Below are 22,078 nucleotides of genomic sequence, written 5' to 3' on the forward strand. Positions count from 1 at the left end.
ATAAGCGGCAAAGTATACATGATCCGTACGCTCAGCGGGCCTTGCCTGCCAGTTTTCCGGCGCTAAAACCGAGCAAGGGCCCACTGATCGAAGAGTGACGTATAATCCCGGTGTCGAAAACAGGAGGATACCGATTGAAAGACGTGAAGGTCGCGCTGGTGATCGGCGCCATGGCACTGTTGTCGCTGCTGAGCCTGAAACGCGCGCAGCAACTCGGAAAATGGCTCGGACGGCGCTTGTATAAGTCGGGTCCCGATAACGGACTTTGCCGAGCCACTCGCGTGAATGTGGAGGTATGTTTCCCGGCGCTTACAGAGGATGAACGGGAAGCACTGATTCGTGAGAGCCTGGAGCAGACCGGCTGCTCCCTGGCCGAATCCGGTATCTCCTGGTTCTGGAAGCCGGAACGGGCGCTAAAGACTGTGGTCGCCGTAGAGGGTGAAGCGCTGATTCGTGATGAGCTGGAGGCCGGTCGTGGGATTCTGCTCATCGCCCCCCATCTGGGTAATTGGGAGGTGATGAACCTCTACCTGTCGCGTCACTACCCGGTAACCGCCATGTATAAGCCGCCCCGGCAAAAGATGCTCAACGATCTTATTCTCAAGCGCCGAGGCCGTTTGGGGTCGTCTATGGCGCCCGCCGATGCCAAGGGGGTGCGTATGGTGCTCAAGGCGCTGCGCAGGGGCGAGATTGTGGGTATCCTCCCGGATCAGGAACCGGAGCGGGAAAGCGGTGTCTATGCGCCCTTCTTTGGCCAGCCGGCACTGACGATGAAGCTCTTCCCCCAGCTGGCGGCGCAGACCGGCGTCAAGGTGGTCTGCGGTTATGCTCATCGGCTACCGGACGGGGCTGGCTTCGAACTCCGCTTCAGTGAGGCGGATCCCGGGATAAACAGCAAAGACCTGCTGGAGTCGGCGCAAGCGCTGAACCGGAGTATCGAGCGCTGTGTCAGTGAAAGTCCGGCCCAATATCAGTGGGAGTACAAACGGTTCAATACCCGCGAAGATGGTGCCCGGGGGCCCTATGGTAAACGCCGATAGGGCCCCCATTGCGTTTAGCGACGCCAGAAGGCCGGGGACAGCAGAACCAGTAGCGTGAACACCTCAAGGCGGCCCAGCAGCATCGCCAGACACAGAATCCACTTGGCGGTGTCATCCAGATCACCATAATGCAGGGCCACGTCACCCAGGCCCGGGCCCAGGTTGTTCAGGGTGGCGCCCACGGCGGACCAGGCGGTTACCTGATCAAGTCCGGTGGCCAGCAGGCCGATCAGCATGATGACGAACACCAGCAGATAGACCGAGAAGAAGCCCCAGACCGCTTCCAGCACCGGGTCCCCAATGGGACGGCGCCCCAGCTTAACCGGAATGACCGCGTTGGGGTGGATAAGGCGCAGGATCTCGCGGTGCCCCTGCTTCAGGATCAGCAAAATTCGAATCACCTTCATGCCGCCGCCGGTCGACCCGGCACAGCCGCCTGCAAAAGCGGCCACGAAAAGCATGAACGGCAGCATGGACGGCCAGTGGGCGAAGTCGGCAACGCTGAACCCGGTGGTGGTCGCAATGGACACGACCATGAAGCCTGCCTTGCGTATCCCTTCCAGCGGTTCGAACGTGGCGGTCATGACCAGCGAAGCGAAGGTGATGGCTGTAACCCCGGCCAGCAGGCTCAGGTAGAACTTGAATTCCGGGTCTTTGAAGTAGTGCAGCAATGTCTTCTGTCGCCAGGCGAAGAAGTGCAGACCAAAGTTAACGCCCGAAACCAGCATAAAGAAAATGCAGATCGCCTCGATCAGCGGATTGTCAAAATAGGCGATGCTGGCGTCATGGGTGGAGAAGCCACCAATTGCTACCGTGGCAAAGCTATGCCCGATGGCGTCGAACAGGGTCATCCCGGCCGCCCAATAACCCAGTGCACAGGCGATGGTCAGCGACAGGTAGATGTACCAAAGAGCCTTGGCCGTTTCTGTAATACGGGGCGTCAACTTGGAATCCTTGACCGGGCCGGGCGTCTCGGCGCGGTAGAGCTGCATCCCCCCGATCCCGAGCATCGGCAGGATTGCCACGGCCAGTACAATGATCCCCATACCGCCAAGCCACTGAAGCTGCTGACGATAATACAGCAGTGACTTGGGCAGTGAGTCGAGTCCGGTCATCACCGTGGCACCGGTGGTGGTCAGCCCCGACAGCGATTCAAAAATCGCGTCAGTAAAACTCAGGTGCGGAGAATCGGACAGCTGCAGCGGCAGGGAACCCGCCGCGGCCAGCACACTCCAGAACAGCACGGTAATGAGAAAGCCGTCACGGGTGCGCAGGTCCTGTTTGACCCGATAAACCGGTATCCAGATCACAAAGCCGATCAGCAGCGTAATTCCAAACGCGATTGCAAAGGCGGCGGAAGCGCCATCGTTATAGAACAGCGAGACAGCCAGAGGGGGAAGCTGAGTGATACTGAAGATCATCAGCAGGATCCCCAGAATGCGCAGAATCACTTTGAAGTGCATGGAACCGCTCGCTACTCAGAATCAGAAAAAGGTTAACCCGACCTGGAACAGACGCTCTACATCATTGATGCGCCGGTTATCGACCAGGAACAACACCACATGATCGCCGTTCTCCACAACCACATCATCATGAGCGATCAGGACTTCATCCTTACGAATGATGGCGCCGATGGTGGTCCCGGCGGGCAACGGAATCTCTTCGATGGTTCGCCCTACGACCTTGGAGCTGCGTGAGTCGCCATGGGCGACCGCCTCCAGTGCCTCGGCCGCGCCGCGGCGCAGGGAGTGGACAGCGGCCACATCGCCTCGCCGGACATGGGTCAGCAGCGCGCCGATGGTGGTTTGTTGAGGAGAAATCGCGATATCGATCGCCCCGCCCTGCACCAGGTCCACATAGGCCGGGTTGTTGATCAGTGTCATGACTGTCCGGACGCCGAGCCGTTTGGCGAGCATGGAGGCCATGATGTTGGCTTCATCATCGTTGGTGAGGGCGCAGAATACGTCCGTGTCTTCGATGTTTTCTTCGAGCAGCAGGTCCCGGTCCGAGGCGCTGCCGTGCAGAACAATGGTGTGATCAAGCTGGCGTGCCAGCTGGTTACAGCGCCCGATATCCCGCTCGATGATTTTGACCTGGAGCTGATTTTCGATGCTGCTGGCAAGGCGTGCACCAATGTTACCGCCGCCGGCGATCATAATTCGCTTATAGGGGTTATCCAGGCGGCGAAGCTCGCTCATCACTGAGCGAATATCCCGACGGGCCGCGATAAAAAATACCTCGTCATCGGCTTCGATAACCGTGTCCCCCTTGGGGATGATCGGTCGGTCCTGGCGGAAAATGGCGGCAACCCGCGTATCCACGTTGGGCATATGAGCACGCAGATAGGCGATCTCACGGCCAACCAAAGGCCCCCCGTAGTAGGCACGAACCGCGACCAGCTGTGCCTGTCCTTCCGCAAAGTCGAGCACCTGGAGAGCGCCCGGGTGCTGGATCATGCGCTTGATGTGCATGGTTACCAGCTCTTCCGGGCTGATCAGAACGTCGATCGGTATCGCTTTGTCATCGAAGATCGCCTTGTTCTTCTGCAGGTAGTCATGTTCGCGGACGCGGGCGATTTTGGTGGGGACGTTGAACAGCGTCTGTGCCACCTGACAGGCGATCATGTTGACCTCGTCACTGTTGGTGACCGCGATCAGCATGTCCGCATCAAGGGCGCCGGCCTGCTCTAGCACACTGGGGTGCGATGCCTTGCCTTCGATGGTGCGGATATCGAGCCGGTCCTGCAGCTCACGCAGGCGACCGGGATCGGTATCGACAACGGTAATATCATTGGCTTCGTTGGCGAGGTGATCGGCAAGCGAGCCACCCACCTGGCCGGCCCCCAGGATAATGATCTTCATTCCGCTTCTCTGTCCGAATCTGATTCCGCATGATCGGTGGATGCCCGGGTCAATACGGCGTAAAAGAAACCGTCGTGGCCTCCCTGTGTGGGAAATAGCTGGATACCGGTGTCTCGCTTTAATCCATCGGGGAGTGTCGGTATCTGTATACAGGCGTCGGCGTGGAGTTTAACAAAGCGTTCGATAATCCGCTCATTCTCTTGTGGGAATACCGAACAGGTCGCGTAGACCAGCCGGCCGCCCGGGCGCAGCATGCCCCACAGATTTTGCAGGATGTTGAGCTGTAGCCGGGCCAGTTCCGCAATGTCCTCGTTACGGCGTAGAAGCTTGATATCCGGGTTACGCCGGATAACCCCGCTGCCGCTGCACGGGGCGTCTACCAGAATCCGGTCAAAGGGTTGACCGTCCCACCAGTCCCGGGCGCTGGCATCACCCAACTCCACCTTGCATTCGTGGGCAAGCTGTAAACGTTCAAGATTGTCGCGCATGCGCTCGATGCGCGAAGGTTCCATCTCGACGGCAACCACTTCCCCCAGGTCAGAATGAGCTTCCAGAAGATGACAGAGCTTTCCGCCGGGCGCGGCACAGGCGTCGAGAACACGGTCCCCGGTTTCCGCCGCGAGCAGCATGTCGGCGAACTGCGCCGCTTGATCCTGAACGCTGAAATAGCCCTGCTCAAAACCCGGTAGCTTGGCGGTGTCACACGGGGTGGTGAGTGTCAACGCGGTGTCGGGAAGGCTCAACACTTGGGCATCCAGAGATTCGGCATGGAGCAGCTCCAACGCTCTCTCCCGCGTAAGTTTGCGCTTATTAACACGGAGGGTCATAGGGGCCTGGCAGTCGTTGGCCTGCAAAATGGCTTGCCACTGCTCGGGCCAGTTGCCGCGGAGCTTGCCGATGAACCAGTCCGGATGATTCCAGCGGAACTGCTCATTGTCCGCCAGGCCTGCTTCAATGCTCTCACTTTCCCGTTGGTAGCGCCGCAGTACACCGTTAAACAGGCTGCGTGCCCAGCTTTTGTCGAGCATGCCGACCGCGTCGACCGTCTCGTTGACGGCCGCGTGCGGTGGGATACGCAGGCTGCGTAACTGATACAAGCCAACCAGTAGCAGCGCGTGAAGGTCCTGGTCCGTGGCTTTGAAGGGCCGCTTCAGCAAAGCGCCGGCAATGGCATCGAGCCGGTAATAGTCGCGCAGTACGCCGTAGCACATCTGCTGTAGCAGGGGGCGATCCTGGCTGGGGCAGTGTTCCAGTGCCTGAGGTAGCAGGGACTTGAGCGAACCTCTATGGGCTAACAGGCGTGTTAAAACAGTGCTGGCTTGATACCGAATATTCATGCGCTCAGCCTAATGTTGAACCGACGGCAAAGCGCTTGCCGTGGGCGTTCAATAATGCGGACACCGGGGTGGGTTTGCCACCGGGCAGTTGCACGCTCGTCAACGCCAGCCGGCCCGAGCCGGTCGAGACAATCAGCGCCTCTTTGGTATGTGCCACGATTGTACCCGGAGCCGGGTCCGTGGTGGCCTCCGCAACATGGGCCGCCCAGACGCGCAGCGTCTTACCTTCATGCTCAGTGTAGGCCACGGGCCAGGGGTTGAGGCCCCTGATCTGGCGCGCCAGCGTCTCGGCGTCAGCGGACCAGTCCAGTGCTCCTTCTGCCTTTTCCAGCTTGTGGGCATAGGTGGCCTGACTATCATCCTGAGGTTCTGCGTTCAACGTGCCCTGTTTGAGCTGTTCGAGCGCCTGGCACAGGGCGTTTCCACCCAACACAGAGAGTCGGTCGTGAAGTTCGCCACTGGTTTCGTTCGCGCCGATTTCACAGCTGGTTTTGAGCAGCATCGGCCCGGTATCCAGCCCCGCCTCCATCTGCATGATGGTAATACCGGTTTCGCGATCGCCTGCCAATACGGCTCGATGAATCGGCGCAGCACCGCGCCAACGGGGCAAAAGGGAGGCGTGAACATTGATGCAACCCAGGGAGGGTATATTCAGAACCTCCCGGGGCAAGATCAGTCCGTAGGCGGCAACGACCATTAAATCCGGTTTGAGAGCGGCTAACTCCGCCTGGGCAGCCTCGTCGCGCAGGCTCTGTGGCTGGTAAACCGGGAGCTCATGTTGCTCGGCGAGCTGCTTCACCGGACTTGCAGTCAACTTTCTGCCGCGCCCCGCGGGACGGTCCGGCTGCGTGTAAACCGCGATCACGTTATGACCGGCGTTAAGCAGTGCAGAAAGACTGGCGGCAGCGAAATCCGGGGTACCGGCAAATATGATCTTCAACGGCTCATTGGGCATCGCACGGGCTCTCTTATCGGGTCTGGAATAAAAAACAGGCTTGCGTCGCAAGCCTGTCTCTGTTCGGATCGTGATCGGCCTTACTGGCTGGTTGCTTCGAGTCGATGCTTTTTCTCCAGTTTGCCCCGAATGCGATTGCGCTTCAGGGTGGAGAGGTAATCGACAAACAGCTTGCCGTTGAGGTGATCGAGCTCATGCTGGATACAGACCGCCAGCAGGCCGTCCGCCACAAAGTTCTGAGGGTTGCCGTCACGGTCCAGTGAGGTAACCTCGATGGAGTTTGGGCGGGTTACGTTCTCGAAAAAGCCGGGGACGGACAGACAGCCCTCCTGCATCTCTTCGAGGGCTTCGTCCAGAATCTTGTAGTCTGGATTAACCAGAACCAGCGGTTCGGATTGATCCTCGGACAGATCGATGGTTACGATGCGTTTATGGACGTTGACCTGAGTCGCGGCCAAACCGATGCCCGGCGCGTCGTACATGGTCTCGAACATGTCGTCGATCAGCTGGCGGATCTCATCATCGACCTGCTCGACAGGTTCGGCGATGGTACGTAAACGGGGGTCGGGGAATTCAAGAATCTTGAGTTTGGACATATTATCTGCTTAAACGGACGTTCGACCCGGTTGTGAGTGAAGAAATGACGGGTAGAACCTATTATACTCATAATGTTGTCTAATGCATGCTCAGACGCCTTTGAACCTGCCAGCCGGCCGGGATGCGGAGGTTGTTTGCGTTACAAGGGAACTGAACAATGAACCGATTGCTTTGCGCATCGCTGACAGCGGCTTGCCTGCTGCTTGGCAGCCCGGCACAGGCAGAGGTCCGGCAGGACCGAATCGAGTTGGCTGAAGGGCATCCGACCGAATATGTCGTGGTCAAGGGTGACACACTTTGGGACATCTCTGGCCGCTTCCTCAAACTGCCCTGGCTGTGGCCCGAGATCTGGGATGTAAACCCCCAGATCGACAACCCGCACCTGATCTATCCTGGCGATGTGATCTATCTCCGTTGGGTGGATGGTCAGCCAAGACTCAGCCTCCAGCGTGGTGGCGTTAAAAAACTGAGTCCCCAGGCACGGGTGCAGCCGCTGGATCAAGCGATTCCAGCGATTCCGCTGCGCGATATCATCGGCTTCCTGACCGATAACGTGATTGTTGATCAGGATTACCTGGATGGCGCACCTTACGTGCTGGCCGGTGATAATAACCGCATCATCTCGGGTGCCGGTGATCGGGTCTACGCGCGCGGTGAGCCGGTGGGGGATCTGAGTCATCAGGGCGTGTTCCGCCCAGCCCGCGCTTACAATGATCCGGTCACTAACGAGTTGCTGGGTTATGAGCTCTACAAGGTCGCTGAAGGGCGGATCATGGCCAAGGATGATCAGACCGGGGTGTTGAGCTTCGACCTTTATGAAAGCCTTGAAGAGGTGCGAGTGCAGGACCGGCTTGTGCCTGACAGTGAATATCGCATCCAGTCGGTGTTTTATCCGGAGACCGGCCCGGCGCTGGATAATGCAGTGATCCTGGATGTGCTTGGTGGCGTTGCCCACATTGGTCAGTACGATGCAGTCGCGCTTAACGTCGGCGCCCGCGAAGGTGTTGAGCCCGGTCATGTTCTGGCAGTCTATAGTCGGGGCGAAGAGGTAAAGGATCCGGTCAATAACGAGACGGTTCTGTTACCTTCCGAGCGTGCCGGCGAACTGATGATATTCAAGGTGTTCGACAAGATGAGCTACGGTCTGGTGATGCGTGCGACCCGGGCCATGGCTGTCGGAGACGAGCTGCGCCAACCCTGATAGTTAACGAGTAAAGCTATTATGAGCGATCCAAGGGACTGGATCGCCGCGATTCAGTTACCCGGGATGGGGGCTTCCACGTTGGCGCGACTGGCCGACGCGGGTGTCGCGGCTTTCGATCTTTTCAACCTCTCACCCAGTGACCTTAAGGCACTGTCTCTGCGGTCGGCGACGCGCCATGCGTTGACCGATTCGATGCGCGTTGATGCCCTGTTCCAGCAGGCCGATACCTGGATCGAACAGGCCCATAATCATGGCTGGACGCTACTGGCGTTGGATCACCCTTTCTACCCGGACCTCCTGCGCCAATTGACAGACCCGCCCGCCCTGCTCTGGGTCTGGGGCTCCGGAGAACTGCTCTCGATGCCACAACTTGCAATGGTCGGTAGTCGCCAGGCAACCCGTGAGGGGCTGCGGTCCGCGTATCGTTTCGCCGATGAGCTGACCAAGGGTGGCTTGATTATCACCAGTGGACTGGCACGCGGTATCGACGGTGCTGCCCACCAGGCTGCCGTGGATAACCGAGCAGCGACCCTCGCCGTTCTGGGGACCGGTCTCGATCAGCTGTACCCTCGCGCTAATCAGTCACTGGCTCGGTCGATTGTGGAGTACGGCGGTGCCATCATCAGTGAGTATCCCCCGGGAACCGCGCCCAGGGCCGGCCACTTTCCCCGCCGTAACCGGATTATCAGCGGCCTTTCGGTCGGTACGCTAGTGGTTGAGGCGGCCACCCGGAGCGGGTCACTGATCACCGCCCGGCAGGCACTGGAAAACGGCCGTGAAGTGTTTGCCCTGCCTGGGTCGATTCATAACCCCCTCAGTCGCGGATGTCATGCGTTGATCAAGGAGGGCGCCCATCTGGTGGAAACAAGTCATGATATACTCGCGCAACTGGGGCCAATGCTTGGCGCATTATCCGACAGCGTGCGCGCCCCGAGCGAAGAAAAGGCAGAGGAGCCGGACGATCCATTGCTGGCTTCAATCCCTTTTTCACCCGTTGGTTTCGACCAGTTGGCGCAGGAGCACGGGCTACAGGCGGGCGAGTTGCAGCAGGCGTTGATGCGCCTTGAGCTTCAAGGGTTGATCGAGATGCGTGGAGCGATGATTCAGCGCTGCTGAGCCGGTTGCAATAGCGCCGCCAAGCCGTTAGTTTTCCGGCTATTTCCCAGGCGGAGTTAGATGTGAACAGTTGGCATATTCGTCAGGCGGTGCGTGTGCTTCAGAGCGGCGGCATCATCGCCTACCCCACCGAGGCCGTTTGGGGGCTCGGTTGTGATCCGTTTAACGAAGAGGCGGTACGTCGCCTGTTGACGATCAAACGCCGTCCCGAATTTAAAGGGCTGATACTCGCGGCGGCTTCACGCGCGCAGATCGCGCCCCTTGAGAGCCCGTTGAATGTTCAACAACGGGAGCAGCTTGATGCGACCTGGCCTGGGCCCAATACCTGGCTGCTGCCCGATCCGCAGGGGCTGGTACCGGTCTGGGTTAAGGGGCAGCATGCGAGAGTTGCGGTGCGGGTCAGTGCGCATCCTGTGGTCCAGGCCCTTTGTGAATCCTTTGGCGGGCCCATTATCTCGACTTCAGCTAATCCTGCCAGCGCTGAGCCGGCAAAGGATAAGCTGAAAGTGAGGACATACTTCGGTGATGATATAGATTACTTGGTGCCCGGTCGTCTCGGCGGCCTGGACCGACCAACGGTAATTCGCGATATATCAAGTAATATAACGATTAGAAAGTAGTAAGTACTTACTTTGGAGTTTGCTATGGCTGCACCAGACGCCCAGGCCGTTAAAGCCTACCTGCTCGATCTACAGGATAGAATCTGCGCCGGGCTGGAAGCCGCGGATGGTGGTGCCCGCTTTGAGGAAGACAGCTGGCAGCGCGAAAAAGGCGGTGGCGGCCGGTCCCGGGTGATCAAAAACGGTGGCGTGTTCGAAAAAGGCGGCGTGAATTTTTCCCACGTATTTGGGGATGGCTTACCGGGGTCTGCAACGGCGCATCGGCCGGAGTTGGCCGGGCGTCAGTTTCAGGCCATGGGCGTCTCGCTGGTCATGCATCCGACTAATCCTTATGTCCCTACCTCCCATGCGAATGTTCGCTTCTTCATCGCTGAAAAAGAGGGCGAGGCACCCGTCTGGTGGTTTGGCGGCGGTTTTGACCTGACGCCCTACTACGGTAATCGAGAGGATTGTGTTCACTGGCATCAGGTTGCGCGTTCCGCCTGTGTGCCTTTCGGGGAGGATATCTATCCCCGCTTTAAGGCATGGTGTGATACCTATTTTTATCTGCGCCACCGGGACGAGCCCCGTGGGGTGGGTGGTCTGTTTTTCGATGACCTGAACGAACCGGGGTTTGATGACAGCTTCGCGTTGATGCGCTCGATCGGTGATGCGTACCTGCCCGCGTACCTGCCGATCGTGGAGCGTCGCCGGGATATGCCCTATGGCGATCGGCAGCGCGATTTCCAGCTCCACCGCCGCGGGCGCTACGTGGAGTTCAACCTGGTTTACGACCGAGGCACGCTGTTTGGTCTGCAATCGGGCGGGCGCACGGAATCGATTCTCATGTCGTTGCCTCCCGAGGTGCGCTGGGACTACAACTGGGCTGCGCAAGGGGCGGAAGAAGCGGAACTCACGGAGTATTACCTGCAATCGAGAGACTGGCTGGGAGAGGCTAAAGCATGAGCGATCAATACGCGGTATTCGGTAACCCGATCAGCCATAGCAAATCGCCGGAAATACACCGCGCCTTTGCAGAGCAGACCGGCGAGCCGGTGGTATACGGTGCCGAGTGTGTCCAAGAAGCAGAGTTTGAATCGCGGGTTCGGGCGTTCTTTGCCGAGGGTGGTCGTGGCCTGAATATCACGGTGCCTTTTAAGCAGAAAGCCTGGGCCATGTGTCAGTCGCGCTCCCCCGCCGCTGAACGCGCCGGCGCGGTAAACACACTTTTTTTGAATGACAGGGGCGAGCTGTGTGGCGATAACACCGACGGTATCGGTTTGGTTAATGATCTGCAAATCAATAACCGGGTGCGGCTCAAAGGCAGTCGTGTCCTGATGCTCGGTGCCGGTGGTGCAGTACGCGGTGTTCTTGAACCTTTCCTGGCAGCAGGCGTTGTAGAGATAGTGATTGCTAACAGAACGGTCTCCACAGCCCGTGAACTGGCCAATTCATTCAGTGATCTGGGTTCGGTTTCCGGCGTTGGGTTTAAGGAGATTGGGCCTGCACCGTTCGATGTGATCGTGAACGGTACGTCGGCCAGCCTGCAGGGCGAGCTGCCGCCATTGCCGGATGCGATCGTGGCTGGCGGCACTGCCTGCTATGACATGATGTACGGTGCTGAACCAACCCCGTTTTGCCGGTGGGCGCGTGATCGGGGAGCGCGGAAAGTGATTGATGGGTTGGGCATGCTGGTTGAGCAGGCGGCCGAGTCGTTTCGCATCTGGCGAGGCGTGCGGCCCGACGGTCAGCCCGTTGTCGAGGCGATTCGTCAGCAGCTAACCCGCTGATTCTCTTGCATTGCCGGCAGAGCGAACGGTATAACGGAAGAGAACTCTCTGTTGTGGGGCCGCCCTATGGAAAAGCATCTGCCGCTCGAACCTGAGGCGCTGTACCGAACCTGCGAAACGGACCTGCTTCCTTTTCGGACCACTGAAACGCTCGAACCCTTTACTGGCTTTTTTGGCCAGGAACGTGCACTTGAGGCGATGGAGTTCGGCATCGGGATGCAGCGTCCCGGGTACAACCTCTTTGTCATGGGTAACCCTCACACCGGTCGTTTTTCCTTCGCCACCGTCAATTTAAAAGGGGTGGCCAAGAAACAGCATAAGCCGTCCGACTGGTGTTACCTGAACAATCTGACCGATGCTCGCTATCCCAAGGTGCTTAAACTGCCCGCAGGAAAGGCGGGACGTTTTCGGCGCGATCTCGATCATCTGTTCGACAATATACTGACCGAGCTTCCGGCAGCCTTTGAGAGCCCGGGCTACCAGCGCCTGAAGGGCCGAATTGAGCGCGATTTTAATCGGCGCTATGACCAGGCGATCGAGGAGATCGAAGCGCGGGGGCGTGAGTGCAGTATCGCGGTGTATCGCGATTCCGGGCAAATCGGTTTTACGCCGGTGGCGAATGGCCAGGCGATGGACGAGGCCCAGTTTTCGGCACTGCCCGAGGAGGAGCGCGAGACCTTCCAGCGCAATATCGCCGAGCTAGAGGACCTGTTAAACGATAATCTCACCGAGCTACCCAAATGGCGTCGGGAAGCGGCCGAACAGATGCGTGAGCTTGAGCGGGATACCGCCAGACAAGCCGTATCACCGCTTATCCAGGGTGTGAAAGAGAAATATACCAACCTGTCCGGTGTGCCGGCGATGCTTGACCAGGTTGAGCGTGACCTGATCAAAAACGGCGCTGAGCTGGTGGCTGAAGGGGTGATGGAAACCAAGACAGATGCGATGCGTCGCGCCTGGCTTGAGGAAAATTACGGGCTGAACCTGTTGGTCGACAATGATAAGACCAAAGGAGCTCCAGTCGTTTTTGAAGCCCACCCCAGCTATGACAACCTGTTTGGTCGTATCGAATACACCAGCGAAATGGGTGCGATGGTCACCAATTACCAGCTGATCCGAGCCGGTGCGCTGCATCGGGCCAATGGCGGTTATTTGGTGCTGGAGGCGGAAAAGCTACTCGAGCAGCCGTTCGTGTACAGTGCGCTCAAGCGTGCGCTTAAAGCCCACGAGATCCGGATCGAAAATCCGGTAAGCGAATACACCGGGGTTAACACCATTACGCTTAACCCGGAACCGGTTCCGCTCAATGTCAAAATCGTGCTGATTGGCGGACGCGATACCTACTATTTGCTGCAGGAGCTGGATCACGACTTCGAGAAAATGTTCCGCGTTGTCGTCGACTTTGACGAAGATGTGGCCCGCTCTGCCCAGTCGATACGCCATTATGCGCGTCTTATGAAAACACTCGCTGCTGAAGAGAAGCTGGCGCCCTTGACTCGTGAGGGGGTTGCGCGTCTGGTGGAGCACAGCTCACGGCTGGCGCAGGATCAGGAGTTGTTATCGGCACACATCGGTGAGTTGGTCGACCTTCTCTGTGAGGCTGATTACCGCCGGCGCGAGAAGAAAGATGAATATATCAACGCGATCCACGTGGAACATGCCCTTGCCGCCAAGGAGCGGCGAACCGGTCGACTGGCGCAGAAAATCCTCGATGGAATCGTCAATGAAACCGTGCTGATCGATACGGAGGGTGAGGCTGTCGGTAAATCCAACGGCCTTACCGTCCTTCAGGTCGGCGATGTTTCTTTCGGTACGCCTGCCCGGATCACGGCAACGGTGCACCCGGGCAACCGGGGAATCGTGGATATCGAGCGCGAAGTTACCCTGGGGCAGCCCATTCACTCTAAGGGCGTGTTAATCCTCTCTGGTTACCTGGGCCACCGCTATGCGAAGGATTTCCCGCTGTCGCTTTCGGCCAGCATCGCGATGGAGCAATCCTACGGCTATATCGACGGCGACAGTGCATCGTTGGCTGAGATCTGTACGCTGATTTCGGCGCTGACCCATATACCGATTCTTCAGCAATATGCGCTGACCGGCTCAATTAACCAGTACGGCGAAGTTCAGGCTATTGGCGGCGTCAACGAGAAGATCGAAGGTTTCTTCAGGCTGTGCTCGACCCGGGTGCTCAATGGTAAACAGGGCGTGATTATCCCGAAGGCGAACGTGCGTAATCTGATGCTGAAGCGTGAGGTTGTGGAAGCGGTCGAGGCCGGCCGGTTCCGGGTCTATGCTGTGGCTACAGTGGATGAATGTCTGGAGATCTTGACCGGAAAGCCCGCGGGCCGGGTAAAAGCCGATGGGCAGTTTACCCAGCGCAGCATTGGTGCCCAGGTGGTGAAACGGCTCAGGGAGATTGCCAAGGCCAAAGCGTAGTGCGTCTTGGCCTTGGTGGTTCAGGCTAGCGAGGAGAACAGAGCCAGATGGTTGTCCCAGGCGAGGTCGCTGAGCATGGGGGGGAGCATTAACGGTTCCCGGTAGTCCTCCAGCGGGTAAAGTGCATAACAGCGGCCGCGTCCGGTGCTGGCGATAAAGCAGCCATCCTCTGTGGTGGCTGCCAGCCCACATCCATCGCTGGCGGTGAGGCTGGTCAGGAAGCGATCCTCTTTTATATCCCAGAAGGTAATAAGATCGCCGCGAGGTGCACTGACAGCGGCTACATGCCCGCTGCGATCAAACCGTGCGCTGCCGCAATAATGCGCCATCTCGCGATTTATTGCGGGTGGGGCCGGCATCAGCTTGATTGCTTCTCCTCGGCGATGAACCGCAACCAGCGGTTTGTCGTCGCTTTCGTCGCCCTGATACTGGAGTGCAAGTATCACCGTGCCGGCCGCATTCACATCCATATGTCGGATGCTGAGCTGGTGGTCTTCCGGGTCCAGAAAACGTTGTTCCAGCAGCTGGCCACTCGCCAGGTCGATGTATGCCAAAGAGGGTTTCATTGTTTCGATATTGAGCTTATCCCGGCCATCGGTCAGGATACCGCCATTGGCGACGATCACGGTTGATTGATCCGGCGTAAGCAGCAGCTCGTGGGGCCCGACTCCGTAACTGGGAAAGTCGGTGATCGGCATATTCCCGCTGCCTGACACGCTATAGCGCGTGACCCGGCCCTGACCGGTCTCGATATCCATTTCAGTGACTAACAGGGCATCTCCGTCGGAGGTAAAGATCGCGTGACCATAAAAGTGACGGCCCGGCTGCGGCTTGATCCGTGAAACCAGCTCACCCTTGCGGTAGTCCACCAGATCGATGTAATACCCGGGTCGACGAGCGACCACGGCAACCAGCGGCTCAGAGGGGTGCGCCGCGACATGGTGTGCGCGGTCCGGCAGAGGGTGGCGAACCCGCGTCTCCCCCATATCCGTCATCACGATCAGCCAGTGCCCACCGTGGATGTCATCGGCCGCGCTGGCGATCAGGATTTCGTCAGGGCTTTGTGCCGGCGCTGGCAGCGCCGCCAATAGAGGCGCACCGGCAAGCAGTTGGATAAGGCGTCTACGGTTAATCTCCATCACGGCTGTTGAACCCCAGTTGTACATCAAGCGCTTGCATGGCCTGGTTCAGTGATTCATCAAGAGACTTAAACTGTGCGGTCAGCTCAAGCAGGCTGCTGTATTCCCGACCCAGTGCTGCCACCAGAGAGTCGCCCAGCGGCTCCAGTGAGGCCTCAATCTGCCGGAACCGTTGCTCAATCTCCTCAGCCAGTTCTGCATGGCCCTGCTGTTTAAGCATCAGGTCGAGACCCGCGCTCTCGCCCGTATATAAGCGATGGGCCGCCTGAAGGTTGGCGCGAATGTTGGCAAGTGATTGCTCACTCATCCAGCTTTCGGCGCGGTGCGGGTACGTAGCGTCAGGTCCCCGACTCATGACGGCACGCAACTTGGTGTCGCGGATCATCTCAACCGGCTCGACCAGTGATTTCATCAGGTTGATACTCAGCTCTGGAACCGGACCTGACTCCTCATCATCGTCAGGCGTCACAGTGAGCATCGCCTCGTAGCCTTGTTGCCAGTCGTTTGCTACGGACTGGGTCATCTCTGCCACATTGTTGGCGATGGCGCTGGCCAGGCGGCAGTTCAGACCGGGACCCTGCAGTTGGCTCAATGCATCGTCGTTGTACAGGAGCCGCTCCAGTGCGGGGAGGCCCTTGATAGAGACACTGGCCTGGTGGAAAAAGGTCTCATCAAACCGGGTATCGGCCGGCATCTCCAACACGGACTGCAGCTGGCGACGACCGATGCTTTTACGGTCAGGCCAGTACTGAATCGCGTAGTTCCTCATCAGGAACTGGATCGGCCCGAACTGAATAGCGGACACCCCCTGCCAGGCGTACAGAGTGCTGGAAAATGCGCTGTGCACGCTATCCAGATGGGTTTCATCGGTTGAGCGGCAGAGCTCGGAGGTGGCGGTTGCCAGCGTTGACGCCTTTTCGGCAAGGCGTTGGTAGGCCGGCAAAATATCCTGTTCTACGGTTTCGCGGTTGTAGTCATTCCAGCCAATCGCGTCGGCATTGGCGGGAATGGTGTGGAGTAGCCCTGCCAAAACGAAAAAGCCGCCGCTACCGGCTAAAACCGGAAACAGACTGTTGGTAAATAGATGCTTCATAATGACTCCAAAAACCGGAGCAGAGCGGTCCGGTCAGTTTGCTTCATGTTGATAACCCGGTCTCGCGATGCTTGCCCTTCGCCGCCATGCCAGAGAATGGCTTCCAGCAGCGAGCGGGCCCGACCGTCGTGTAGAAAATTGTAATGGCCGTTAATACGTTTTGTGAGGCCCAGTCCCCAAAGTGGCGGTGTGCGCCATTCCCGGCCCATTGCTTCAAATTCGGTGTGACGGTCAGCCAGACCATCGCCCATGTCGTGTAACAGCAGATCGGTGTAGGGTGAAAACATCTGCTCTGAAAGCGCCGGATAATCGTTATCCCTTCGCGTTTTGTGCGTTGGCGTGTGGCAGGCGCTACAGCCTGCCGCGCGAAAAACCCTTTCCCCGCGTTGCGCTATGGGGTCGTGCTGGATACGGGCAGCTGGCACAGCAATATGCGCCGTGTAGTACTCCAGCACCCGCATCATCGTAGCGGAGGCCTCCAGGCCATCCTGTTGTTCGGTATTACCGTTAAGACGCGCCAGGCAAGCCGTCTGGCGGGCGGTGCAATCACCGTAGGCCGAAGGGTAGATCGGGTTGCCGATACCCAGGTCGCTGTTTAACGCGTTGGCATTTTGCTGGGCCAGGGACGGTTGTCCGGCTTTCCAGCCAAAGCGACCCGGTCGCACCTGTTGAAGCGTTTGGTCATACACCCGGTTTATCCGTCCGGAGATGCCGTCCCGGTCAAGATCATCCGGGTCGGCCAGCTCTTCGAGACGGGACTCGGGTATGCGCTCCAGTAAACCCAAACCAATCATGGGGGGTGCCAGGCGGAGGGAGGTTCGCAAGTCGGGATCAAAATCCCCGTAGGCAGGCTCGGTAACCTGTATATGGGGCTTTCTCAGGGTGAGCTCTGTACCATCTGCCAGCGTTACCGGGTGCTCGCTATAGCGGACCCTAATCTTGGCTTCCGGCTGGGCACCGGCGACAGCGAATAGCTGCAGCTGGCCTCCATAGTGAGGATCTCCGACACGCCCCTGATGCTTCAGAGTCAGGTCATCCCGGCCCTTCTGGGGCGCGATACTCAGGCGCAGCAGCGCTGTAACCTGGTGATTTGCATCCATGTCGGGGTGGCCCCGGCCACCCTGTACGTGACACTGGCTGCAGGAGCGGGCGTTATGCAGCGGTCCCAAACCGTCGCTGGCCGTGGTTGAGGCGGGCGCGGGTACCCAGATTTTCTGAAAGATCGCTTCACCCAGCAGAAAATCCATGCGCTCTTCCAGCCCCAGGTTAGCGGCCGGGCGCGAAAACGCCGTCTCATTCGTCTGCGTGACAGTTGTTGCGCCGCCGGCTGCCGGTGAGGCAGCCGACTGACCGTCAGCACTCACCGCCGCGGAGACGATAAAACCGGCAACGAATACCGTTGATGCATAGCAGAGGCGTAAGCGTTTCACGCGCGCTTTTTACTCCGCCATCACGGCCGACGGGTTATCCAGACTGTCGGATCCTTCCACATGCACGTCACTGAGCTCCAGTTTGGCGATCACCTCTTCGGTGACACCGGTCTGAGCCACCAGTGAGTCGACAAAGTTCTGGATCAACTGCCCACCCTCGGTGTTACCCGGCGCGATCATCACATCAAAGGGAGCGCCGGACTGGGCGGAATCCACCATGGCCTGAGCGTTTTGCTGAGTGGTATTCAAGTGCTGGCGCATTTTTTGATCCAGCGCCGGGTCAGCTTCCGCCACCAGGTCGGACAGAGAAGGGCCATCAACCAGAGTGCCATCTATCCGGGTGTACTGACCCAGATAAACGTTCTGAATGCCCTTGGCGTCGTAGTAGTGGGACCAGTGAGTGTTGTCAGAGAAGCAGTCGTGCTCCTCCTCCGGGTCGTGCAGCATCAGGCCCAGCTTGGTACGCTCGCCGCCCAGCTCACCGTAGGCCAGGCTGCCCATGCCGGTCGTAATCACCGCCAGCCCCTCTTTGCCGTTCTTGCCGTCCAGGAACTGGCGCGCTTCACCGCCCTCTTTCCAGGCACCGACCATCTCTTCCAGGTCGCTGATCAGCAGGTTGGTGGCGCTAAGCAGGTATTGGGAGCGACGCTCACAATGGCCGTGGGTACAGTTGGTGGTATCGAAGTCGGTCCAGGGCCGTTCGCCTGCGCCGGGTTTGGTACCATTCAGGTCCTGGCCCCAGAGCAGAAACTCGATGGCGTGATAGCCGCTTGCCACATTGGCCTCAACACCGTCGATCTCATGCAGCTGTTGGATCAGCGCAGGCGTAATCTCCGTGGCATCGATGGTCTGGCCGCTGATCTCAAGTTTGGGGTTGGCAATGACGTTAGCTGTGTAGAACGGATTCTCGTAGGACTCACTGCCATAACGATCAGTGCTGACGTAGTCGATCAGGCCTTCATCCAGTGGCCAGGCGTTAACGCGGCCCTCCCAGTCATCAACAACCGGGTTGCCGAACCGGAAGGCTTCTGATTGCTGATAGGGCACACGGGCATCGATCCAGGCGCTGCGCGCTGCGCGCAGAGTCTCTTCCGAGGGTGAGGCGATCAGTGCTTCGACAGCGGATTTCAGCGCTTGGGCGCTGGTCAGTGAATCCTCATACTTGGCCAAAGCGATATCCGCGTAGTGTTCTACAACGGCTTCGGCAGTGGTCGCGGCATGGACAGCGCTGGATAGCGCGAGAGGGCTGAACAGTGCGGCGCCGATCAGGCCGGCGCCGAGAGTACGACGGAAGTTCATCGGAAGGCTCCTGTAAATGTTTTGATAGTACCAATCTAAATGAAAAACGTTATCAATAGCAATACAGGAGCGTAAATCCGTTCACTTTTTGTGGTAAACGGATCGACGCATTGTTATCCCCGTGCCTTCATTCAATCCAGCGCCGCCCACTCCTCTGCCAGGTGTTTGTCCTTGAGCTTCACATAATTGTTCGCCGTATAGGTGAAAAACTCGCGCTCTGCTTCTGTCAGCTCCCGTTGTGGCTTGGCAGGCCGGCCCACATAGAGGTATCCGCTTTTGAGGTGCTTACCCGGCGGAACCAGCGACCCGGCACCGATAATCACTTCGTCATCTACCACGGCACCGTCCATAACTGTTGCGCCCATGCCCACCAGCACCCGGCTGCCGATCTTGCAGCCATGCAGCATCGCCTGATGACCCACGGTGACGTGATCACCGATCTCCAGCGGGAAACCGTCCGGGTTATAGGGGCCGGCATGGGTGATATGCAGGATTGAGCCATCCTGAATGCTGGTGGAATGGCCAATCCGAATACGGTGCATATCGCCGCGAATGACCACCAGCGGCCATATTGAGCAGTCATCACCAATCTCCACATCGCCTAGTACAACCGCGCTGGGATCGACAAAGACTTTATTGCCCAACTTGGGGGTCATGCCCTGATAGCTGCGTATCTTCATGCTTCGCTCCTGTTGAAAAGGCTGATGATGCCCTCCATTGTATAGCAATAGACGGGGCGACCGGCCTGACAGATGAGGCGTGATCGCAGGATACAGTTTTCGGAGGCTTTACCTGATGTCCAATCCATTGCTCGAACAGCATCTCTTACCCCCTTTTAGCCGCATTAGCGCTGCAGATGTGGAGCCGGCGATTGATGAATTGCTCGATCGCAACCGCAAGCGTATTGCCGAATTGACCGAGAGCAGCGGTTCGCGGGACTGGGATTCTCTGGTTGCTGTACTTGAGCAGCTTAACGATGAGTTGAGTCAGGCCTGGGCGCCGGTTTCCCACCTGAACTCTGTCATGAACAGTGATGAGCTGCGTGAAGCCTATAACCGTTGCCTGCCCAAACTGTCAGAGTATTGGACCGAACTGGGGCAGAACCAGGCGCTGTATCACGCCTATCAGGCGCTGGCCGACAGTGAAGCGTACAACGCATTGAGCCAGGCCCAGAAAACGGCCATTGACCACGCGCTGCGCGATTTCAGGCTCTCCGGTATTGCGCTGCCCGAGGCGGAGCAGAAGCGCTATGCCGAGTTGCAGAAACGTTTATCGGAGCTGACCACCAAGTTTTCGGAAAACGTGCTCGATGCGACCCAGGGCTGGTACAAGCATGTGACCGATGAAAGCCAACTGGCAGGGTTTCCAGAGCATGCGGTGAGCGCTGCGCGCGAAGCCGCACAGGAGAGAGAGCTGGAGGGCTGGGTTATCACGCTAGATTTTCCTGCTTATTACGCAGTGATGACCCATGCCGAGGATCGCAGTCTGCGCGAGGAGCTTTATCGGGCTTACAGCACGCGCGCGTCCGATCAGGGGCCGATGGCGGGTCAGTGGGATAACTCGGCGATTATGACCGAGATCCTGGATCTTCGCGTTGAACTGGCCAAGCTGCTTGGCTTTAACAGCTACGCTGACTATTCACTGGCCACCAAGATGGCGCAGACACCGGATCAGGTGATCGGTTTTATTGAGGACCTGGCCGCAAAAAGCCGGGCGATGGCTGAGCAGGAGCTCGGCGAGCTCAAGCAGTTTGCACTTGAGATCGATGGCCTCGATGAGCTTTGCGCCTGGGATCTCACCTACTACGGGGAGAAACTCAAACTTGCCCGTTTCGATATTTCACAACAGGCGCTGCGCCCCTACTTCCCATTGCCCAAAGTTCTGGAAGGTTTGTTTGCGGTGGCCGGGCGTCTGTTTGACGTTCAATTCGAACAGGTCCATGACTTTGACAGCTGGCACAAGGATGCTCGCCTTTACCGCCTGAGTCGTGATGGTGAAGCGATCGCGTACTGCTATCTGGATCCGTTCGCACGCGCTAAAAAGCGCGGAGGCGCCTGGATGGCCGATTGCCGTGTTCGCCGCAAGCTGGAAAACGGTTCAACCCAGCTACCCGTGGCCTTTCTGGTGTGCAATTTCACCCCCCCCACCGGCGATCAGCCTGCGCTGCTGACCCATGATGAAGTCACCACCCTCTTCCACGAATTTGGGCACGGTCTGCATCATATGCTGACCAAGATCGACTGTGCTGATGTCAGTGGCATAAACGGCGTTGCCTGGGATGCGGTGGAACTGCCCAGCCAATTCCTAGAAAACTGGTGCTGGGAGCCCCAGGCGCTGGCGCTGATTTCCGGACATCACGAAACCGGGGAGCCGCTGCCGCAGGAGATGCTCGACAAAATGCTGGCCGCCAAGCATTTCCAGTCTGGCATGATGATGCTGCGGCAGTTGGAGTTCGCGCTGTTCGATTTCCGTCTTCACCACGAATATCAGCCCGGTCAGACCGACGTTCAGCAGGTGCTGGATCAGGTTCGAAACGAAGTGGCCGTATTCCAGCCGCCCCGGGAAAACCGCTTCCAGCATGGCTTTAGCCATATATTTGCCGGTGGCTATGCAGCCGGATACTACAGTTATAAATGGGCTGAAGTGCTGTCCGCGGACGCCTTCTCCCGCTTCGAGGAGGAAGGCATCTTCAACCCGGATACGGGGCGCGCGTTCAGAGAGGCTATCCTTGAACAGGGCGGCTCCCGTGAGCCGATGGAGCTTTTCGTAAACTTCCGGGGGCGTGAACCTAAAGTCGATGCGCTTTTGCGCCACTCCGGTATCCAGTAAGCGTACAATAGAGCGCTTGTTACTGATAACGGCGGGTGGAACGCCCGCCGGAGAGAGAGCTGATGACCGTAAAACGTTTTATTGCCGGTGCCGTTTGCCCGCGTTGTGCGGAGATGGATTCGGTGCGGATGTACAGGGATGACGAGCGTGAATACCGTGAATGCGTAAAGTGCGGATTTGAGGACTCATTACGCCTGGATGGCCGTCCGGAGCCCGCCGAACTGGAAACCCGCGTCAGCGGCGAGCGCAGTGATAAAGCGCCTGGTGTTGGCGATGGTGAGCGTGAACAGGTGCAGGTGATCAACTTCCACCCTAACCCGGGAGCGCAACGTCGCGACCACTGAGCGAGCAAC

The 22,078-nt window shown here is 58.4% G+C and carries 19 protein-coding genes; 9 read left to right on the top strand and 10 right to left on the bottom strand.

Annotation, left to right across the window (positions count from 1 at the left end; translation table 11 throughout):
- Positions 1-143 precede the first annotated feature (143 nt).
- A complete protein-coding gene (locus G403_RS0107670) occupies positions 144-1,040 on the top strand; it encodes a lysophospholipid acyltransferase family protein (RefSeq protein ID WP_245578220.1) in 897 nt (298 codons plus the stop codon).
- A 14-nt stretch (positions 1,041-1,054) separates the two neighbouring features.
- Here the strand turns inward: G403_RS0107670 and G403_RS0107675 are convergent, their stop codons facing one another.
- The 5 genes from G403_RS0107675 to def form a co-directional block, all read right to left on the bottom strand.
- A complete protein-coding gene (locus G403_RS0107675) occupies positions 1,055-2,503 on the bottom strand; it encodes a TrkH family potassium uptake protein (protein WP_027853473.1) in 1,449 nt (482 codons plus the stop codon).
- Positions 2,504-2,524: 21 nt separating this feature from the next.
- Positions 2,525-3,901 (bottom strand): Trk system potassium transporter TrkA, encoded by a 1,377-nt coding sequence (trkA, locus tag G403_RS0107680; RefSeq protein ID WP_027853474.1) that lies wholly within the window; start codon positions 3,899-3,901, stop codon positions 2,525-2,527.
- On the bottom strand, positions 3,898-5,238 hold the full coding sequence (rsmB, locus tag G403_RS0107685; RefSeq protein WP_027853475.1) for a 16S rRNA (cytosine(967)-C(5))-methyltransferase RsmB: 1,341 nt from the start codon (positions 5,236-5,238) through the stop codon (positions 3,898-3,900). The genes trkA and rsmB overlap by 4 nt, the downstream gene beginning before the upstream one ends.
- Before the next feature lie 4 nt (positions 5,239-5,242).
- Positions 5,243-6,193 (bottom strand): methionyl-tRNA formyltransferase, encoded by a 951-nt coding sequence (gene fmt, locus G403_RS0107690; protein WP_027853476.1) that lies wholly within the window; start codon positions 6,191-6,193, stop codon positions 5,243-5,245.
- An 80-nt stretch (positions 6,194-6,273) separates the two neighbouring features.
- Complete coding sequence (gene def / locus G403_RS0107695) at positions 6,274-6,789, bottom strand: peptide deformylase (protein ID WP_027853477.1); 516 nt, start codon at positions 6,787-6,789, stop codon at positions 6,274-6,276.
- Positions 6,790-6,947: 158 nt separating this feature from the next.
- Here def and G403_RS0107700 point away from each other — a divergent pair, with 158 nt between their 5' ends.
- The 6 genes from G403_RS0107700 (at position 6,948) to G403_RS0107725 (ending at position 13,935) form a co-directional block, all read left to right on the top strand.
- Positions 6,948-7,991, top strand: coding sequence for a LysM peptidoglycan-binding domain-containing protein (locus G403_RS0107700; RefSeq protein WP_027853478.1), 1,044 nt, complete (start codon positions 6,948-6,950; stop codon positions 7,989-7,991).
- Positions 7,992-8,012: 21 nt separating this feature from the next.
- Positions 8,013-9,110: a DNA-processing protein DprA gene (gene dprA, locus G403_RS22605; RefSeq protein WP_036233019.1), complete on the top strand. Its 1,098-nt coding sequence runs from the start codon at positions 8,013-8,015 to the stop codon at positions 9,108-9,110.
- 62 nt (positions 9,111-9,172) lie between these two features.
- Positions 9,173-9,730 (top strand): L-threonylcarbamoyladenylate synthase type 1 TsaC, encoded by a 558-nt coding sequence (gene tsaC / locus G403_RS0107710; RefSeq protein ID WP_027853479.1) that lies wholly within the window; start codon positions 9,173-9,175, stop codon positions 9,728-9,730.
- Between the two features lie 24 nt (positions 9,731-9,754).
- On the top strand, positions 9,755-10,675 hold the full coding sequence (gene hemF / locus G403_RS0107715; protein WP_027853480.1) for an oxygen-dependent coproporphyrinogen oxidase: 921 nt from the start codon (positions 9,755-9,757) through the stop codon (positions 10,673-10,675).
- Positions 10,672-11,499, top strand: coding sequence for a shikimate dehydrogenase (gene aroE / locus G403_RS0107720; protein WP_027853481.1), 828 nt, complete (start codon positions 10,672-10,674; stop codon positions 11,497-11,499). The genes hemF and aroE overlap by 4 nt, the downstream gene beginning before the upstream one ends.
- A gap of 66 nt (positions 11,500-11,565) precedes the next feature.
- Positions 11,566-13,935 carry a Lon protease family protein gene (locus tag G403_RS0107725; protein ID WP_027853482.1) on the top strand — a complete coding sequence of 790 codons (2,370 nt, stop codon included), beginning with the start codon at positions 11,566-11,568 and terminating at the stop codon, positions 13,933-13,935.
- 20 nt (positions 13,936-13,955) lie between these two features.
- Here the strand turns inward: G403_RS0107725 and G403_RS0107730 are convergent, their stop codons facing one another.
- The 5 genes from G403_RS0107730 to G403_RS0107750 form a co-directional block, all read right to left on the bottom strand.
- A complete protein-coding gene (locus G403_RS0107730; RefSeq protein WP_027853483.1) occupies positions 13,956-15,074 on the bottom strand; it encodes a DUF1513 domain-containing protein in 1,119 nt (372 codons plus the stop codon).
- The gene (locus tag G403_RS0107735) at positions 15,064-16,167 is read right to left on the bottom strand and encodes an imelysin family protein (RefSeq protein WP_027853484.1); all 1,104 of its coding nucleotides are present in this window, start codon (positions 16,165-16,167) and stop codon (positions 15,064-15,066) included. Before G403_RS0107735 ends, G403_RS0107730 begins: the two co-directional genes overlap by 11 nt.
- The gene (locus G403_RS0107740; protein ID WP_027853485.1) at positions 16,164-17,597 is read right to left on the bottom strand and encodes a di-heme oxidoreductase family protein; all 1,434 of its coding nucleotides are present in this window, start codon (positions 17,595-17,597) and stop codon (positions 16,164-16,166) included. Before G403_RS0107740 ends, G403_RS0107735 begins: the two co-directional genes overlap by 4 nt.
- Positions 17,598-17,606: 9 nt before the next feature.
- Entirely contained in the window at positions 17,607-18,896 is a 1,290-nt protein-coding gene (locus G403_RS0107745) for an imelysin family protein (RefSeq protein WP_027853486.1), read from the bottom strand.
- A gap of 131 nt (positions 18,897-19,027) precedes the next feature.
- The gene (locus tag G403_RS0107750; protein ID WP_027853487.1) at positions 19,028-19,576 is read right to left on the bottom strand and encodes a gamma carbonic anhydrase family protein; all 549 of its coding nucleotides are present in this window, start codon (positions 19,574-19,576) and stop codon (positions 19,028-19,030) included.
- A gap of 115 nt (positions 19,577-19,691) precedes the next feature.
- On the opposite strand from G403_RS0107750, the gene prlC reads away from it, so the two are divergent.
- Positions 19,692-21,725, top strand: coding sequence for an oligopeptidase A (prlC, locus tag G403_RS0107755; protein WP_027853488.1), 2,034 nt, complete (start codon positions 19,692-19,694; stop codon positions 21,723-21,725).
- A gap of 62 nt (positions 21,726-21,787) precedes the next feature.
- A complete protein-coding gene (locus G403_RS0107760) occupies positions 21,788-22,069 on the top strand; it encodes a YheV family putative zinc ribbon protein (RefSeq protein WP_027853489.1) in 282 nt (93 codons plus the stop codon).
- Positions 22,070-22,078: the final 9 nt, after the last annotated feature.

Origin of the sequence: Marinobacterium litorale DSM 23545 (genome assembly GCF_000428985.1) — a bacterium.
GTDB lineage: Bacteria > Pseudomonadota > Gammaproteobacteria > Pseudomonadales > Balneatricaceae > Marinobacterium_D > Marinobacterium_D litorale.